Source organism: Salibacterium aidingense DSM 18341, assembly GCF_000429685.1.
Taxonomy (GTDB): domain Bacteria; phylum Bacillota; class Bacilli; order Bacillales; family Marinococcaceae; genus Salibacterium; species Salibacterium aidingense.
In genome coordinates, this window is record NZ_AUCI01000002.1 from 39,043 (window position 1) to 55,607 (window position 16,565).

16 protein-coding genes are annotated in these 16,565 nt (G+C 44.3%); 12 read left to right on the forward strand and 4 right to left on the reverse strand.

The window, feature by feature from the left end; translation table 11 throughout:
- Positions 1-180 precede the first annotated feature (180 nt).
- From resA to G475_RS26235, 3 genes are all read left to right on the forward strand, one after another.
- Positions 181-723 carry a thiol-disulfide oxidoreductase ResA gene (gene resA, locus G475_RS0102290; RefSeq protein ID WP_026699874.1) on the forward strand — a complete coding sequence of 181 codons (543 nt, stop codon included), beginning with the start codon at positions 181-183 and terminating at the stop codon, positions 721-723.
- A gap of 111 nt (positions 724-834) precedes the next feature.
- Complete coding sequence (locus tag G475_RS24095) at positions 835-1,983, forward strand: D-alanyl-D-alanine carboxypeptidase family protein (RefSeq protein WP_051302100.1); 1,149 nt, start codon at positions 835-837, stop codon at positions 1,981-1,983.
- Between the two features lie 16 nt (positions 1,984-1,999).
- Complete coding sequence (locus G475_RS26235; RefSeq protein ID WP_051302102.1) at positions 2,000-2,599, forward strand: CPBP family intramembrane glutamic endopeptidase; 600 nt, start codon at positions 2,000-2,002, stop codon at positions 2,597-2,599.
- Between the two features lie 8 nt (positions 2,600-2,607).
- Here G475_RS26235 and G475_RS24105 read toward each other — a convergent pair whose 3' ends face one another.
- Positions 2,608-3,519 carry an LCP family protein gene (locus G475_RS24105; protein ID WP_035710004.1) on the reverse strand — a complete coding sequence of 304 codons (912 nt, stop codon included), beginning with the start codon at positions 3,517-3,519 and terminating at the stop codon, positions 2,608-2,610.
- Positions 3,520-3,681: 162 nt separating this feature from the next.
- Here G475_RS24105 and G475_RS0102310 point away from each other — a divergent pair, with 162 nt between their 5' ends.
- The 4 genes from G475_RS0102310 (at position 3,682) to G475_RS0102325 (ending at position 7,555) form a co-directional block, all read left to right on the forward strand.
- Positions 3,682-4,173, forward strand: a complete 492-nt coding sequence (locus G475_RS0102310) for a cation:proton antiporter regulatory subunit (RefSeq protein ID WP_156911608.1) — start codon at positions 3,682-3,684, stop codon at positions 4,171-4,173.
- Positions 4,174-4,176: 3 nt separating this feature from the next.
- Positions 4,177-5,349, forward strand: coding sequence for a cation:proton antiporter (locus G475_RS0102315; protein WP_233275719.1), 1,173 nt, complete (start codon positions 4,177-4,179; stop codon positions 5,347-5,349).
- A 167-nt stretch (positions 5,350-5,516) separates the two neighbouring features.
- Positions 5,517-6,881: a magnesium transporter gene (gene mgtE / locus G475_RS0102320; RefSeq protein ID WP_026699877.1), complete on the forward strand. Its 1,365-nt coding sequence runs from the start codon at positions 5,517-5,519 to the stop codon at positions 6,879-6,881.
- Positions 6,882-6,997: 116 nt separating this feature from the next.
- Positions 6,998-7,555, forward strand: coding sequence for a hypothetical protein (locus G475_RS0102325; RefSeq protein ID WP_026699878.1), 558 nt, complete (start codon positions 6,998-7,000; stop codon positions 7,553-7,555).
- 255 nt (positions 7,556-7,810) lie between these two features.
- Here the strand turns inward: G475_RS0102325 and G475_RS0102335 are convergent, their stop codons facing one another.
- Positions 7,811-8,245 carry an RrF2 family transcriptional regulator gene (locus G475_RS0102335; RefSeq protein ID WP_026699879.1) on the reverse strand — a complete coding sequence of 145 codons (435 nt, stop codon included), beginning with the start codon at positions 8,243-8,245 and terminating at the stop codon, positions 7,811-7,813.
- A gap of 134 nt (positions 8,246-8,379) precedes the next feature.
- Between G475_RS0102335 and hmpA the strand changes: the two genes are divergently transcribed.
- Positions 8,380-9,609, forward strand: coding sequence for an NO-inducible flavohemoprotein (gene hmpA, locus G475_RS0102340; RefSeq protein WP_026699880.1), 1,230 nt, complete (start codon positions 8,380-8,382; stop codon positions 9,607-9,609).
- A 704-nt stretch (positions 9,610-10,313) separates the two neighbouring features.
- Here hmpA and G475_RS0102355 read toward each other — a convergent pair.
- Positions 10,314-10,967, reverse strand: a complete 654-nt coding sequence (locus G475_RS0102355; protein ID WP_026699882.1) for a potassium channel family protein — start codon at positions 10,965-10,967, stop codon at positions 10,314-10,316.
- 207 nt (positions 10,968-11,174) lie between these two features.
- A complete protein-coding gene (locus tag G475_RS0102360; protein WP_026699883.1) occupies positions 11,175-11,555 on the reverse strand; it encodes a hypothetical protein in 381 nt (126 codons plus the stop codon).
- Positions 11,556-11,972: 417 nt separating this feature from the next.
- Here G475_RS0102360 and G475_RS24110 point away from each other — a divergent pair, with 417 nt between their 5' ends.
- From G475_RS24110 to G475_RS0102380, 4 genes are all read left to right on the forward strand, one after another.
- A complete protein-coding gene (locus tag G475_RS24110; RefSeq protein WP_169728503.1) occupies positions 11,973-12,272 on the forward strand; it encodes an IDEAL domain-containing protein in 300 nt (99 codons plus the stop codon).
- 273 nt (positions 12,273-12,545) lie between these two features.
- Positions 12,546-13,868 (forward strand): oligosaccharide flippase family protein, encoded by a 1,323-nt coding sequence (locus tag G475_RS0102370; RefSeq protein WP_026699884.1) that lies wholly within the window; start codon positions 12,546-12,548, stop codon positions 13,866-13,868.
- A gap of 76 nt (positions 13,869-13,944) precedes the next feature.
- Positions 13,945-14,481, forward strand: a complete 537-nt coding sequence (gene dcd, locus G475_RS0102375; protein ID WP_026699885.1) for a dCTP deaminase — start codon at positions 13,945-13,947, stop codon at positions 14,479-14,481.
- A 108-nt stretch (positions 14,482-14,589) separates the two neighbouring features.
- The gene (locus tag G475_RS0102380) at positions 14,590-16,467 is read left to right on the forward strand and encodes a putative bifunctional diguanylate cyclase/phosphodiesterase (protein WP_026699886.1); all 1,878 of its coding nucleotides are present in this window, start codon (positions 14,590-14,592) and stop codon (positions 16,465-16,467) included.
- The last annotated feature ends 98 nt before the right edge of the window (positions 16,468-16,565 follow it).

Genomic DNA, 16,565 nt, shown 5'->3' on the forward strand with positions numbered 1-16,565 from the left:
GAGAAAAAAGGGGGGATCGCCGCGGGGCGGCCCCTCTCCTTTTTCATAAAATCGAGATATTCAAGGAATGCATAGATCAGGCAGAAGCTTTATACTGGAACTGGAGTTTATCTATAATGAGTATCGTAGAGAATAATAAGGCATAGATGAAACGTTCCAGGGAAAAAGGAGGCTTCCGCCATGCCAAAAAAACGCAGACGCCTGATCATGCGTTCTTCTATATTAGGAGCACTAACCCTTGTGCTCGGTTATGTGTTTTACGCTAATTTTATGTCCGGAAAAGAAACAGATGTTCATGAAGGAGATGTGGCTCCAAACTTTGTACTTTCGACGATTGATGGAGAATCTGTCGAACTGAAGGACTTTCGTGGAAAAGGTGTATTTTTAAATTTCTGGGGAACGTATTGTCCGCCGTGTGAAGAAGAAATGCCTTATATGGACAAGTTATATCAGGAATTTGAGGACCGGGGGGTGGAGGTACTGGCTGTAAATGTGGGAGAGTCCAACCTGGCGGTGAATCGTTTTGCCAGCCGTCATGATTTAACGTTTCCAATCCCAATGGATGAAAATAAAAATGTCCTGAACCGCTATGGCATAGGCCCGCTCCCTTCTACCTTTCTGATCGATGAAAATGGTGTTGTGCAGCGGGTGCTGCTCGGGGCAATGACAGAAGAAAAGATGGAAGGGTACATGGAGGAAATTGAACCTGCCAACCATCGTTAGAAATTACAATGTTTTAAAACAGCAGGAAATACAGCTGCTGATACAGAAAAAGTATGTTGGAAAAAGCGGAGAAAGGAGCGGCTTTGTATCACACACGTTAACATTGTAAAAATGGGAATGTGGGCTTTTCTTGTCTGCGTGTTTTTTGTCAGCGGTGCTGATAAACTGCATGCAGACTCAAAACCGGAGCACGCTCCTCCCCTGCATAGTGAAGCTGCTGTATTAATCGATGCAGAAACCGGTCAGGTGTTGGCTGATAAAAATGGAGATCGAAAAATGTACCCTGCTTCGATTACGAAAATTGCCACCGGCATTATGGCGCTCGAAAAAGGAGACAGCGGGGAAAAAGTGACAGTCAGTAAAAATGCAGCAGAGGTAGATGGTACCTCGGTTTACTTACTTGAAGGTGAGAAGATCGAACTCCACCAGCTTGTGGAGGGTATGCTTATTAATTCCGGCAATGATGCCGGTACAGCTGTGGCTGAACATATTTCCGGCTCAGAACAAGCTTTTTCCAGGGAAATGACAGAGTATTTGAAGGAAAAGACGGGAATTACGACGACATCATTTACGAACCCCCATGGTTTGTTTTCGGAAGATCATTACTCCACCGCCGAAGATATGGCCCGCATCACCCAATATGCCATGAAAAATGACGATTTCAGGGAAATTGTCTCTACCAAGGAGCTTGAATGGAAAAGTGAAGGATGGGACACTCAACTGAGAAATCATCATCAACTTCTTTGGGATTATGAGGGAGCTACCGGAGTGAAAAACGGCTACGTGTCAGAGTCAGGTTTTACGTTGGTAACGTCAGCAAAGCGGGGAAACAGAGAATTGATTGCAGTGGTTATGAAAGCAGACAGCGCTCAACGTGCTTATGAGGATTCGGTTCAATTGCTGGACTTTGGTTTTGATAAATGGAAGGAAAATGTTCTGGAAAAAGGGGAGCGGTTCCAGTCGCCGGACCACTCAATTTTTGTAACCGGGGAGAACGTAACCTTTCTTTCTCCTGAACAGGCTGAACTGGAGAGAACCGTTTCTGATGAGGGCATGCTGAACGTTACGGATCAGAAAGGGAATCATATTTTTACCGCCGAGTTAGTGAAAGAACGGGCCAAGTCCGGCATGGAAAAGAAAAAAAGGGCGGAGCCTTCTCCCAAAGCGGAGGAAGAAAGGCAGAGTGTCTGGAAAACATGGGCGGAATACAGCTCTATGGTAGCGGATACCCTTTACTATCACCTGCAGTATATCCTATAGACAGGAGCGAATGCCGTTGAACGATTATTCCGGAATTCCGGAGGATATTGCCCTGCAAACGATTTGGAAAAGTTTTGGGATATTTATGGCGGTGGGAGCGGTGCTTATTTTAGGCTTTTATGGACCAGGGCGCTTCCATTATATGGGGGAGTTGTGGCTGCTGTCTCATCCCGGGATGGATGTGTTTCTGGGAGCTGCTTCCGGATTACTGTTTTCGGGTTTTGTTCTGCTGCTCATTTATACTTCTGTTATAGAAATACCGGACAACACGTATATTCGATTAATACAAAAAATAGCGGAGAAAAAATACGGCCTGTTTACGATTGCAGCAGGCGCTGGAGTGGCAGAAGAATTTTTGTTTCGAGGAGCGCTGTTTGGGGTGACTGCCCGTTATGCCGGAGACCTTCCTGCCTTGCTGGGGGTTTCTTTATTATTTATGGCACTCCACATCCCGCAGTATAGAGGCAGTTTCATGATTCATGCGGTAGTCTTTGTGATGGGAGGGGTACTGGGAGGGTTATTCCTCTACACAGGCTCCCTGTGGACCCCTATCGCTGCTCATATCACCTACAACGCTATTCTCGCTTTTATGATGAAAAAGAAGGCCCGGCATTGAGTCACCGTTTATTTATTGTGATGATTTTCGAGCAGCAGAGAGGCCTTTTCCCATTCCTTGGAAGGTACTCTATAATAACTGACCTGCTGTTCCATTATATTTTCCCCTTCCAGTTCAAACGTGCGGATATAATCCAGAGCAGAACGATAACTGGCAAACAACGTACGTAAGTCTTTCATGGTTACATTTGTTTTAACATGCTCTTGGAGGATGGAAAGGATCTCCTGGCTTTGAAGTAGATGTTCCATCGAACGCCCCTCTTTCAGCAAAGAAGCCAGCACCTCCCGTTGTCGTTCATTACGGCCCAAATCACCTCTGGGGTCGTTTTTGCGCATCCTGACATATTGCAGGGCTTCTTCCCCATTTAAGGATTGAACGCCTTTTTCAAAATGAAACGTCCGGCTGTGGTCGATATTATCCTGAGAAAATGCAAATGGGTTGTTGACCTCGACACCTCCCAGAACATCCACGATTTTTGTGAATCCTTCCATGTCCGCCTCTACTACAAAATCAAATGAATAATTCAGCTGATTTTCGGCCGTTTCTTTTAATAATTTGGTACCCCCATAGCTGTAGGAATGATTTATCTTATCTTCCCCGTGACCGGGAATATCCACTTTCGTATCGCGGGGAATATTAAAAAGCAGCACGGATTCGTCTTCCGGATTAACAGTGGCTCCTATAATCGTATCGGCGAGTCCCTGCTCCCCGGGACGGTCTCCAATTCCCACCAGTAAAAAAGACACCGGGCCGGTTAACGAGGAAGGGCTGTGGTGTTCTCCGATTTCCTTGGTATATTTTTGATTCATTTCTTGAACGTGCTCACTGGCTGAATCATAAAGATAATAAGCGTAGCCCGCACCTGCAAGGATGATGGTGAGTAATACAGTTATAAATATAGCAAGCGCTGTTTTCCACATGGAAATAAGGGCTCCTTTGCGTTATTCTACTAAGAATATATCACGTATCACCAGGGAAAAGAAGGTTTATTGAAAAGGAAAGAGGAAAAACTATTCAGACTGGAACGAGTTTCTTATAATAGGAGAAAGATATTATATAGAATGATGAAGGAGAGAGCAGCATTGGATGTAAGAATGACGGATTTACCAGGGATCGGCAAAAAAATGTCATTTTTAACAGCAGAGGGAAGTATGGTGGTGCTTGTCACTCACCATACCGGGAAAAGGGAATTGTATTTTTTTCAGGATCCGGATGAAGATGAAGCTGATTTTTCGCTGGAATTGACCTCTAATGAAACACGTGAATTAGGGGCTCAATTGCTTGGAGCTGTATTTCAGCCTGTGGACAGCGATAAAATGAAGTTGTTCCGCAGTAAGATTGTCGTGGAATGGATCGAGTTACAGGAAAACTCGATATTTGCGGGGAAAACCATTGGGAATTCCGAAGTCCGGAAGAAAACGGGGGTATCGATCGTAGGGATCTTTCGCAATGAAGATGTTATCGCAAGCCCAGGGGTAGAAGAAATACTGCAGGTAGGGGATACAGTGATGGTGATTGGGAAAAACAGCCAAATAACCTTATTTGAAGAGCTGGCCGAGGGGGAGGAGAAGTAATACGTGGAACCGCACATGCCGGAATTATTGGCGGCAGGTCTGATTTTGTTCATCATGTTTATTATTGGATTTATTGGCATGAGATCCCGCGTGCCGGATGTTATTTTATTTATTTTGGTAGGGATTGCTGTCAGCGGCCTGCTTCATGATTCAGAGATATTGTATTTTTCCGGAGAAATCGGTATTGTCCTGTTATTTTTTATGCTGGGACTGGAGTTTCCCATAAAGCAGCTGGGAGCAATAGCCAAAAAAGTGACACCCGCAGGCCTGTTGGATTTATTTTTAAACCTGTTTCTATCTTCGTTGCTCTGCCTGCTTTTTGGGTTAGATATTTTCACTGCTTTTGTGGTAGGGAGTCTATTATATGCCACCAGTTCTTCGATTACGATGAAGATGCTTCAGAATACAAAACGAACAGCAAACCCGGAATCTGAATTTTTGCTTGGTGTTCTCATTTTTGAAGACTTAATTGCCCCCATTTTAGTGGCCGTACTCGTCGGCATGAGTGGCGGTGGACAGTTTAGCGGCGGGGAATTTTTGTGGCTGATAGTAAAAGTTATGCTTCTGGTTACCGCTGCCGTGTGTCTTGGCCGTTTTATGTTTACGAAAGCAGCCAAATTTGTTGATCGAAATGCAGGTTCTGATATTTTTCACTTGTTTATCATTGGCATGGCGTTTACTTATAGTGGGCTGGCTGTTTATCTGGGATTATCTGAAGTGCTTGGCGCCTTTCTTGCTGGCATTATGCTTGCCGAAGTGAAACGCAGCGAAACGATAGAACCATTAATTTTACCCGTGCGGGAATTAACCCTGCCTTTATTTTTCTTATGGTTTGGAACGCAGATTGATTTGGCTCATGGTATTTCTTATCCAATATTATTAGGAGTGTTAGTTGTTTGGTCGATACTAGGAAAGATGCTGGTTGGAATAGCGGGAGGACGGTTCTATGGTCTTTCCGGCAGAGTGGCTTTTCGTGCCGGTCTGTCCTTTACACAGCGGGGAGAGTTTTCTATTATTATTGCCAGTGTGGCAGCGGCAGAGGTTATGGCTTTTGGCAGTATTTTCATATTAATTTCTGCTGCGGCGGGTATCCTCTTATTTTTAACGGCTCCGGCTGTCACGAGAAAAATTTATGGCAGGAAAAAGAAAGAGTACAAAGTAAAAGTACCACAATGAAATGCAGGGTAAAAGCAATTGACAGTTTCTTGTTTTCAGCGTTATATTAAAACACGTATATTAGGCGTAAGCTGGAGATAACGAGAGAGATGAAAGGATGAAAAACGCCTTCCCTGCACATGGAAGGCGTTTTTCATGAGAATCCTCTGATAAAGGAGGGGCCGGAATTGGTAAAGTTAAACGAAGAAACTCGTGAAAACTATATGGAAAATATTATAAAAGCTGCGGTGAAAGAGGATATTGAAGAATTTCGGTTATTATTTCTGGAACTTCATCCTGCGGATCAGACAGACGTATTCTTAAGTCTTGAAAAGCCGGAACGAAAACGGGTTTATGAATTTTTAAGCCCGGAAGAATTTGCAGAGATTTTTGAAGGACTGGAAATAGATGAGCAGAAAGAGATAGCCCTGGAGCTGAATGAGCGATATGCAGCGGAAATGTTCAACAGTATGTATGCGGATGACGTGGCGGATTTTTTCGGAGAATTAGACCATGAGTATGCCAGGGATATTCTCTTGGCGATGGACCATGAGGATGCCGATGATGTACGGGAACTGTTAACTTACGAAGAAGGTACGGCCGGTTCCATCATGACGAAGGAATTTATATCGGTGAAAGCCGCGGATACAGTGGGTGATGTGATTGAACTGCTTCGTCAGGAAGGGCCGGATGCAGAAACGATCTATTATTTATATGTGGTAGATGAGATTGGAAAATTAGCAGGAGTTACCTCGATTCGTGATTTAATAACTTCCTATTCCGATGAAACAATAGAAAACATTATGAGCACCCGTGTCGTCTCCGTTCATGTGAAAACAGATCAGGAAGAAGTAGCCCAGCTTATTCAAAAATATGATTTTTTAGCGGCACCAGTAGTGACCGATCATCATATGCTGTTAGGGATTGTTACGGTTGATGATGTGATTGATGTGCTGGAGGAAGAGGCAACAGAAGATTTAGGAGAAATTACAGCCTCCAGAGGGGCAACAGACGTAACCCTGACTTCTTTTCAGGCGGCTAAACGAAGAACGCCCTGGATCGTACTCCTCATGTTTTTTGGGTTAGGGACGGCTGAAGTGATCAGTACGTTTGAAGAGACGCTCGAATCGGTCGTATTATTGGCAGCTTTTATCCCCATGGTGATGGGATCGGCAGGAAATACCGGAACCCAGTCTCTTGCTGTGGCTGTACGGGCGCTGGCAACAGGAACATTGGAAAAGCGCGGGTTCTGGAAAACAATTATCCGCGAATTCTCTACCGGCTTATTCATTGGGGTCGTCTGCGGTGTGGTTATTACTTTTTTGCTTGGTCTATTTTACGGTGATTTCTTTTTAGGAGCCATTGTAGGGGCATCCATTATGATTTCCCTGGGAACTTCCAGCGTCATCGGCACAACGATTCCGATGATTATTAACAAGCTGAAAATGGATCCGGCGATTGCCTCCGGTCCTTTTATTACGACATTAAGTGATATCATTAGTTTAATGATTTATTTTACCATTGCGACATCGCTGCTTCAATCCGTTTCCTAATCCATGGTAAAAAATCTTTCAATCTTTTCACAGGGAATTTAAAAATGGCATTTACAAGGCACGAAGGGGTTTCGTACAATAAAGGTAATGAGGCATCGAAAAAAGGAGGAAGGGAAATGGAAGAGAAATTTGAATCGTTTTTTTATCACCAAGGTCCCTTCTATCCGATGCAGGTTTCAGCTTTTGATCCTTGGAAACAATCGGTGCAGGAAGTGGTGAATGATGTTATCGAACAAGTGCTGGTCCATTCTTTAGAAGAACGCTCCTCTTCTCTCTTAGTTGATTTATTTAAATCAACCTGGTTTTCCCGGATGGAGCCGGGCTGGTACCGGTATGAAACATCTTATTACCTATGGCTGATGCATGTCTCCGGCCTGCTTCTTCCTTCCCTGGAGCAAGAAGCAGGTATACTGAGCGGATGGTTTCAGTACAGGCCGCCCCTGCAAGCCGGAGGTGCTCTGACTCTGCCTATTATTAAAGAAGCGGACCGTTTGAAATTATACTTGTTTGAATCGGATCCAGTAGTATTATCCCAAACTGCAGAGGCCATGGCGCTTAATGCTTCTTACAGCAGTGCCGTTCTTCCGGAATTACTTCAGATGGAATCGGTGGAAGATGGGCGTTCAAGCATTCATACGTTATCTCATACACATAAACGAAAGCAGGACTGGTAAAAAACCGTCCTGCTTTTTTACATTTCTGTCTCTTGTAGAAGAGCGGATATAAAATAATGAGGGGAAAATTCATTTCCTGTCAGCCGCCGGATCTTTTTGTTTTTTGGAGCAGCCTTGATGGGATTTCCTGCATCCGCTCCCTTCCTTGTACAGCCTTGTACAGCGTAATGGTATCTTTAAAAAGCTGCAGCAGAAAGTCAAGCTTTGCCTTCCGGATAGCGGACAAACTTAGATGAGTTCCCTCGGACTTTGGCGTTAAGACAACAATAAATCTTTCAGCGCATTCTTGTTGACGGTAACATCTTTGAGTGTATAGTGGTCAAGCACCTGCATGTAGGCGTGGAGAGCTTCTCGTAATACGCTCTGCAGCCGGCAGCTTCCGGTAAGGACACACATGCTCTTTTCCGGATCAAAACACTCCACCAGATCGAGATTGTCCTCTGTCCGCCGGACCACCCATCCAATATTAATATCCTCTGGATTTTTTGCAAGACGAATGCCGCCGTTTCTTCCTTTTACCGTTTCGATCAGGCCGAGTTTTGATAATTCATGGCCGACTTTGGTCAGGTGATTGTACGATATATTGTAGGACGCTGAGATTTTCTTAATGCTGGACAGCTTTGGATAATCCACGGCTTCCAGGTAAATCAGCATGCGCAGGGAATAATCTGTATAAGAAGTTAGCTGCATAATAAACGCTCCAATTTCATTTCGTGAGGTACTATTTTATCGTATCATATTTTCGTTAAATCGCCACATGATTTGTCTTCATCTTATGGTAATATAAATATGTATTAAAAGTACATATTTAAGGAGGCGTTGTCATGAGTCAACCTGTCATTAATGAAAATACGCTGGAGACGGTAAAAGCAACAGCAGCAGTGTTAGAAGAAAGAGGAACGGAAATTACGTCTCACTTTTACAAACGTATGTTTAATAATCATCCTGAACTGCTTAACATTTTTAACCAGACGAATCAGAAGATTGGGAGGCAGCCGAAAGCTTTGGCTAATACGGTGCTGGCTGCTGCCAAGAATATAGACCAGCTGGAAACCCTGCTGCCGGTGGTAAAAAATATCGCTCACAAACATCGCAGCCTGCAGATTAAGCCGGAACATTATCCTATTGTTGGGGAAAATCTGCTTGCGGCGATGCAGGAAGTCCTTGGAGAGGCAGCAACGGATGAGGTGATCACAGCATGGGAAGAAGCCTACAACGTCATTGCGGATGTGTTTATCTCAGTAGAAAAAGAAATGTATCAGGAAGCGGAAGAGCAGGATGGAGGATGGGAAGGATTTCGAACGTTTACGGTTGTTAAAAAAGTGCCGGAAAGCGACGTGATCACCTCCTTCTATCTGCGTCCGGCAGACGGGGGCTCTCTTCCATTGTTTGAACCCGGCCAGTATATCACCATCAAAGCAGATATCCCAGGGGAAGATTACCTGCATTTACGTCAGTACTCTCTGTCCGATGCCCCGAATCGTGATTATTTCCGGATCAGTGTCAAGCGGGAAGAAGGAGGCGGACAGGCGCCGGATGGCATTGTATCTACCTTTCTTCACCGCCATATGAATGAAGGGGACTCTCTTGAACTTACGGCTCCGGCGGGGGATTTTTATCTGCAGGAGGGAAGTCGTCCTGTCGTATTGATCAGCGGAGGAGTTGGTCTTACCCCTTTAATGAGCATGTTTAATACTCTGGCGGAAGATCCGTCGCGGCCGGTTACGTTTATTCAAACAGCCCAGTCACGAAACCTCCATGCGCTGCACGAATATACCTCCCGCGTGGCTGACATCAATCCGCATGTCTCGTATCATGTCTGCTATGATACATGGACAGAAGCCGAGGAAAAGGATCCATATGTCCAAAAAGAGGGATATTTAGATGCGGAATGGCTGCAATCTCTGAAGCTGGATGAAGAAGCGGATTATTATTTCTGCGGACCGCTGCCTTTCCTGCGGGCGGTAAACCGTATCTTAAAAAAGGAACTCCATATTCCTGCAGACCGGCTGCATTTTGAGTTCTTCGGTCCGGCAGCTGACATAGAAGAATAACTCAAAAACTGGCGCTGTTTTTCTAAGTTCCTTTCTGCAGCGAATGCACTTCATTAAAGCAAGTCCTTTATGGCGGAGTAGGGCTGCTGAGCGTCTGCACATGCCGTCCGCTTCTAAGGGAAGGAAAGGGACTCGGGGCGGGATTTCCAGACTCCGTGTTTCTTATAAGTAACTCGGTTGGATTCGATCCGATCCCAGTTTCAGTGCATATATGTGTGAGTGCAAAGGCTGGCTTTTTCTTTGCTCAGGAAGTGCTTCCATTTTCATGTGGGGAGGTGGTGGATCCTCTCATTGGAGGACACTAACTAACGGATTTAATATCTTACTATCTTCCAAATCAGCTTTTGCACCTATTAGCAGGAAGAAACAGAGAAGGAGTGGCTTTCAAATGCTTTTGGAGAACACGAACAAAAAAAAGAAGGAACCTACTGTTCTCGAACCCGAGCGGAGGACCTCAATAGCAGGAAATGACTCCGTTGTACTGTACACCAATATCCTTCCAAATGGGGAGATCGTTGGATGGAATGGGGGTTCCTGAGCTTACAGCTTTTGAAATAAAAAAAGAGAGGGCAGCCGCCAACAGCTCCCGCCAGCAGCGGGTGTGGCAAGGGCAGTATTTCTTGTGGAGAACCAAAAAGAACGGAAATCGGGTAAATTTCCGTTCTTTTTAACGAGTTATGGTCCGCGGTAATAGTGGTCAAATGTTAGGTTGTTTCTTCAAAGCGTTTGAGGTCGTTTTTGTGCCCGATAACGATTAAAATGTCATTTTCCAGTATTTGGTCTTCAGCCATCGGCGATATATTAAAATTCTTTCCCCGCTTAATTCCTAAAATGGTAACGCCGAATTTAGCACGAATATCAAGCTCAATAAGAGTACGCTCATTCATAAACTTCGGGGCGGCTATCTCTACAATCGAAAAATCATCGGACAGTTCAATGTAATCGATCACTTTTTCCGATACGAGGTGCTGCGCGATACGATTCCCCATATCGTGTTCGGGGTGAATGATTTTATCTGCCCCGATTTTATCGAGTACCTTGTGATGGTAATAATTTTGGGCTTTTACCCATACAGATTCGATACCCATTTCTTTAAGAAGGAGGGTACAGAGAATACTGGCCTGGATATTGTCCCCAATAGCAACGATAACATGGTCAAAATTGGTGATCCCCAATTCCCGCATCGCTTTTTCGTCTGTGCCGTCTGCAACGGAACTGTGAGTAGAGTCATTGACGATCTCATTGACCTTTGTCTCGTTCGTATCGATGGCAAGGACTTCATGGCCTAGTTTGTGGAGCTCTGTGCTGACACTTACTCCGAATCTCCCTAATCCGATCACTGCAAATTGTTTTTTCACAGCTCTTTCCCCTCCTATTTGACATCCCTGTACACATGCACGAGGTCTGACAGTTAATTTAACAAAGATATTTGTAATGTACTCTTCGTAACCAGCGTTTGTCAATCGCTGGTTTAACACTCTCGAAAAAGCGTTTTATCCCATGGCCGGTCAGTCGTAAAACTGCCCGTTTCCCCGTGAGCGGGAGAGCCGGAAGTTTCCCTTTATTTAATGAAGGACAGAGTCGGAATGGAGAGGAGAGTGTTTAGAAAAATACACATCCATACAATGACGGGCCTGTCGCTTTAAATTAGCATTTAGATAGCTGCTCGTTCCCTCATACCCCCGGCAGACGTAGGAATACCGGGAAAACACCCCGTCATTCTCCTCGAAATTCACCCGTACGCGGTGCTGATGCATATACTTTTTAAGGTGGCGCATATCCTCATGCAATAAATGCAGGGCGTTCCGGATCATAGTCAGGTAGGGGTCTTTCACTTTGAACCCCCCTTTCTCAAACAATTGGATGTCTTTTTCCAAAACTTTTTTTACAAGAGGAAGTAAAATAAAATAATGGATCATAATATGTTCTTCTTCTTTAATCTGCATGGGTGCGGCCTCCTTTTTACGAACAAACGTTTGTTTTTATTATACCGAATAAACGTTCCTTTATACAAGTTCCTATTTATGGAAATTAACGTCTCTTCCTACGTTACAAGACAAACACCTATTTCACATTTCATAAAAACAATTCTTTTAAAAAAAATGCTGTATGCGTTATACTATAAGAAAGCGCATACAAAAGCCAAAGGCAGGTAGAGCGCTTTATAGATGCCGGGCGTGCCGGCAGGATGCCAAACGCGAAGGCAGAAAGTTTAAACGAAGCGATATGCGGGTATCTTGTCAATAAATACTGAAACACATACTGCAGGAATGTATCGCAGAAGGCGCATGTCGTTTTGGAAAACGGGAAGCAGTATTGAAAAACCGGCTGGAACCGGTAAAAGGATAGGGGGTTCCGTAAACATGCTACATCCTACTCACGAGCAGCATTTCATGAAAAAAGTAAAATCCGCCAAACACGGTAAACGGCCGTCAAGACAGGTGCTCCAGTCTTTATATGCCCAAATGATGATGGAATACGCCGTATATCACTTTAATAAAGAACGTTTGCAGCAACTGATCGATGAGGCATTGGATGAAAAGGACCCGGTGCTGTTTCAAGAATTGACCACCCACTACAATGCGTTAATCGGCGAATACAGCCAAGGAAAAATCATATCGGAACAGGGGTATGAATTAGAACTCGATTTTAAATCGAAATAAAGATTTAAGGGCTGGGACCAAACCGAGAAAAAATCAAAAATTCCCGGACGATTGATATCAATCGTCCGGGAATTTTTTATGTATCCCTGGTTATCGCACCTCCTGCGGAGTTTCGAGACACGTGCTGTTCTGAGGTGCTGCTCTAACACCAACCACAACGACACGTTTATTTTTTCCAATACTTCTTTCTTTTGTCCCAACCTAATTGAAAGGTTATCCTTTTTCAGCTTGTCTCATAGACATAATGGAGCTGGAAAAAAAGGAGAGCCCATCATGAAGCCCACATTTTGGACCAATGCGTCCCTGTTGCTGATTGCTGCGTTATTAGGGGAATGTATGGAATTTTTGATTAATATGGTATTAGCCCGGGAACTGGGAGAAACCGGACTGGGCCTGTATATGTCGATTCTGCCGGCTATCATGTTTCTAGTAGTAATTGCAAGTCTTGAGCTTCCGATTTCCATATCCAAAGCAGTGGCGGAAAAAGATGCAGTCTATCACCGCAGTATGCTGCAGCACGCTGTTTATTTTACTTCCGGGTTTACGATAGCCTGTCTGGCGGCCGGACTGCTGGTTTTTCCGCTGATACCGGTTTTTCATCAATACCATTCTGCTCTTCCATGGCTCCTGCTTTTGCTTATTCCTATTATTTCTTTTTCCTCCATTGCCAGGGGCTATTTTATGGGAGTACAGCATATGGGAAAAATAGCAGTCGCTAATTTTTTAAGACGGGCTGTACAGCTTGTCTTATTGATTACTGTTTTTCATTTTTTCCATTTTGACGCAGAGATTGCTATTCTGCTTAGTCTGTCCACCTTGATTGGTACAGAACTTGTCGTTTTCCTCTATTTAGCCTACGGATTTATCAGGACGATGAAACGCTTGAAACAGTCTCCGGGAGAAGCAATGGAAAAGAAATCGGTTCTCCATCTGCTATTATCTGTTTCTTTGCCGACAACTGGTCTCCGGGTTTTTCATGCCGCTTCGTTTGCGATGAAACCTTTTTTGATCAAAGCGGCTCTTATGCAGGCAGGAGTAGGAGAAGAACTGGCAGTTATTCAGTATGGAAAACTGGCCGGAGTTGCGTTTACGATTGGATTTTTTCCTGCCTTCATTGCTCACTCCCTATTGATAATTCTCATTCCCACCGTCTCAGAAGCTTACGCGAAGAAAGAAATCAAACGTCTGGAAATGCTGCTTTCCCGTATCTTTTTCTTTACTTTGTTATATGCTCTGCCGGCTGTTTATCTGTTCTCCTTTTTTTCTGATGAACTAACGAGCTTGTTTTTTGAAGAATCGCCGGCAGCGGTATATTTACAGCTCTTGACCCCTTATTTTTTCTTCCATTTCTTTGTCATTCCGATGCAGGCATTTCTTATTGGTCTGGGTCTGGTAAAGGATGCTTTTTACCATTCTGTTTGGTCCACCACCGTTTCGTTTGTTCTCATGTATGTACTTGGATCCATGCCGCAGCTGCAGATGGATGGGATCATTATAGGAATGAATACGGGCATCGTCATGCTTGCCATGATGCATTTTATGACCATACGATACCGGCTTCGGGAACCTGTAGGATACAGGCTGCAGGAAATTTAAGAAGCGGATGGCGTTTCTTTTCCGAAATGGTTATACTGGAAGATGGGAGAATTAAACGTAGACAGGGGGCTTACGGGTGATATTATCAGACCAGACGATTAAGAATATGATGGCCGGAGATTCACTGCAGATTGAACCGGTGGATGATCATCAAATACAGCCGGCTTCGGTGGATATCAGGCTGGGAACTCATTTTTTAAAAATAGATGAAAATGCGATTGAATCGATTGCGCTTGATGAACCTGCCAAATATGTAGAATTTGAAAGCGAGGAGGTTATCATCCCACCTCATTCTTTTTTACTTGCTACAACGAAGGAATACATCCGGCTTCCTCATCATGTGACTGCTTTTGTAGAAGGGCGCAGCTCTATTGGCCGGATGGGCTTGTTTATTCAAAATGCCGGCTGGGTGGATCCGGGGTTTGAAGGAGAGATCACTCTTGAATTATACAATGCCAATCGTCTTCCGATCCGGTTGAAAGCCGAGCGCAGGATCGCCCAGCTTGTCTTTGCCTTCATGGATCAAGAAGCTTCATCTCCGTATCATGGGAAATACCAGGGGCAGCAAAAGGCAGTGGGAAGCCAGGTCTATCTGGATGAAGACTCTCGGTAGTATTCCTTATTCATTAAGATGAAACAAATATTTCCTTCATAATCTTCGTGATGATCCGAAATAAAAACTAGAAGGAACCGGCTGCTTTAAAGCAGAGAGGAGCATACGATGAGAAGGCATGTTAAATATTCATTTATGCGAAGCAGCGCTTTCATTATCACCACAGGGTACTTATTAATAGGTATCCTTTGGATACTATTTTCTGATCTGCTGGTAGCGGTATGGACGGAAGAACAGGCAGTATCTGCCGCTCATACATACAAGGGATTATTTTTTGTCGGTATGACAAGCCTTTTGCTTTATATTACGGTGAATAAGTTTACAAAAAAAGAACGCGTCCAGCCAAAGGAAACACAGGAAGCAGATCAGTTATATAAGGCAGTGTTTGATAATACGGACGATTTTGTATTTATTGCTCCGGTGCCTGCCAAACCTGAACCTCTCCGTTTTCTGAAATGGAATCAGTCTGTCCATAATCGTATAGGCTGCACCGCAGATGGATTTACCCTGGTGGATTTATCTTCGGATAGATACAAAGAAGAGGCCGGGGAGCAGGAAATACAAATGCATGAAAACAAGCATGTCACTTTTGACTGGGAATTTTCGGGCAGAAACGGCGAAGTAATCCCTGTCGAAGTCCAGAGCACGCAGGCTTCCATATCAGGGGAAACGATGATTATTGCAGGTGCCAGGGATGTCAGTGCCTATAATGAAGCAGTCGCGAGTATTCACCAGCTGTCTTATTTCGATAGGAAAACCCGCCTGCCTAACTATGATTTTTTCTTAAGGCGGCTGCAACAAGTACCTGTCACTCAACACCGTTCCGTGATTACGTTAAATTTTAATCGTTTCCGGCGGATTCACGAAACGATGGGTGCAGAAACGACTGATGAAGTTTTGACAGGCATTGCTCAAAAGCTGAAACTTGTGGCATCTGAAGAGGAAGATATCGCCAGAAAGACGAATGATGAGTTTTTATTGCTGGTCCGCAAGTCAGAGGAAGAGGCCGGAGAACTTATTGAGAAGCTTCGACATATTTTTCAGCGCCCGCTTAAAATAAATCACGAGGAGCTTTTTCTTTCCTTTACTGCCGGGATAGCGTGGGATGGAAAGGGGGACACGGACCCTGAAGTTCTCGTGCAGCAGGCGGATATTGCTTTCTCCCATGCGAAACGAAAAGGCTGGGCCTATGAAGTGTATCGTCCCGGTATTGAACAGGAAGCCCGGATGATATATACGATTGAGAATGATCTGCATCATGCCCTGGCCAGGCAGGAAATGTTTTTAATGTACCAGCCGTTTGTATATGGTAACGAAGGAGCAACAAAGGGTATGGAGGCATTGCTTCGCTGGAAACATTCCAGCAAAGGGTTAATCTCCCCTTCTACCTTTATTCCAATAGCCGAAGAAAACGGACTGATCCATCAACTCGGGCGCTGGGTGCTGCACCAAGTGTGCAGGGAAATCGGCCCTGTGCTGCAGCGGCATCCAGATTGGACTGCTGCCGTGAATCTTTCAAGCCAGCAGTTGGAGGATCCTCAATTTGTCGATGAATTGTATGAAATTGTACAGGCCTATGAAGTAGCCCCTTCGCAGCTTGAACTTGAAATTACGGAGCGCACAACGATGCAGCCGGATGTGATGCTGCCGGTTTTACGACGTCTGAAAGAGTTTGGCTTCCGGCTCAGTCTGGATGATTTTGGGACAGGTTATAGTTCACTCAGCCAGTTAAAAGAACTTCCGGTGGATACATTGAAAATCGATCGATCTTTTATTGATGACATGAATGATAAAGATGCTAATCTGGCTATTATAAAGACAATCATTGATGCCGCCGAAAATTTAAATATGAAGGTAATTGCAGAAGGGATCGAAGAAGAAGAACAGGCAAGAGAACTGCTGGCCCTGCAGTGTTTTTATTTTCAGGGTTACTATTACTCGATTCCAAAAACAATGCAGGAATTTACATGGGGCAGAGAAGCTTGAACACAAAGAGTCTGGGACAATACCATAATAAGATGAAAATTTCCGAACGATTGCTATAAATCGCTCGGAAATTTTCGTTCTGTACTATTTACCGCTCC

What these genes read in the sequence shown, in the direction of transcription:
- G475_RS0102325 (WP_026699878.1), top strand. Translation starts at nt 6,998, where the DNA reads ATGGAAGAGAAATTTGAATCGTTTTTTTATCACCAAGGTCCCTTCTAT.
- G475_RS0102335 (WP_026699879.1), bottom strand. Translation starts at nt 8,245, where the DNA reads ATGCAGCTAACTTCTTATACAGATTATTCCCTGCGCATGCTGATTTAC.
- G475_RS24105 (WP_035710004.1), bottom strand. Translation starts at nt 3,519, where the DNA reads ATGTGGAAAACAGCGCTTGCTATATTTATAACTGTATTACTCACCATC.
- G475_RS24110 (WP_169728503.1), top strand. Translation starts at nt 11,973, where the DNA reads ATGCTACATCCTACTCACGAGCAGCATTTCATGAAAAAAGTAAAATCC.
- hmpA (WP_026699880.1), top strand. Translation starts at nt 8,380, where the DNA reads ATGAGTCAACCTGTCATTAATGAAAATACGCTGGAGACGGTAAAAGCA.
- G475_RS0102370 (WP_026699884.1), top strand. Translation starts at nt 12,546, where the DNA reads ATGAAGCCCACATTTTGGACCAATGCGTCCCTGTTGCTGATTGCTGCG.
- resA (WP_026699874.1), top strand. Translation starts at nt 181, where the DNA reads ATGCCAAAAAAACGCAGACGCCTGATCATGCGTTCTTCTATATTAGGA.
- G475_RS0102360 (WP_026699883.1), bottom strand. Translation starts at nt 11,555, where the DNA reads ATGCAGATTAAAGAAGAAGAACATATTATGATCCATTATTTTATTTTA.
- G475_RS0102380 (WP_026699886.1), top strand. Translation starts at nt 14,590, where the DNA reads ATGAGAAGGCATGTTAAATATTCATTTATGCGAAGCAGCGCTTTCATT.
- G475_RS24095 (WP_051302100.1), top strand. Translation starts at nt 835, where the DNA reads ATGGGAATGTGGGCTTTTCTTGTCTGCGTGTTTTTTGTCAGCGGTGCT.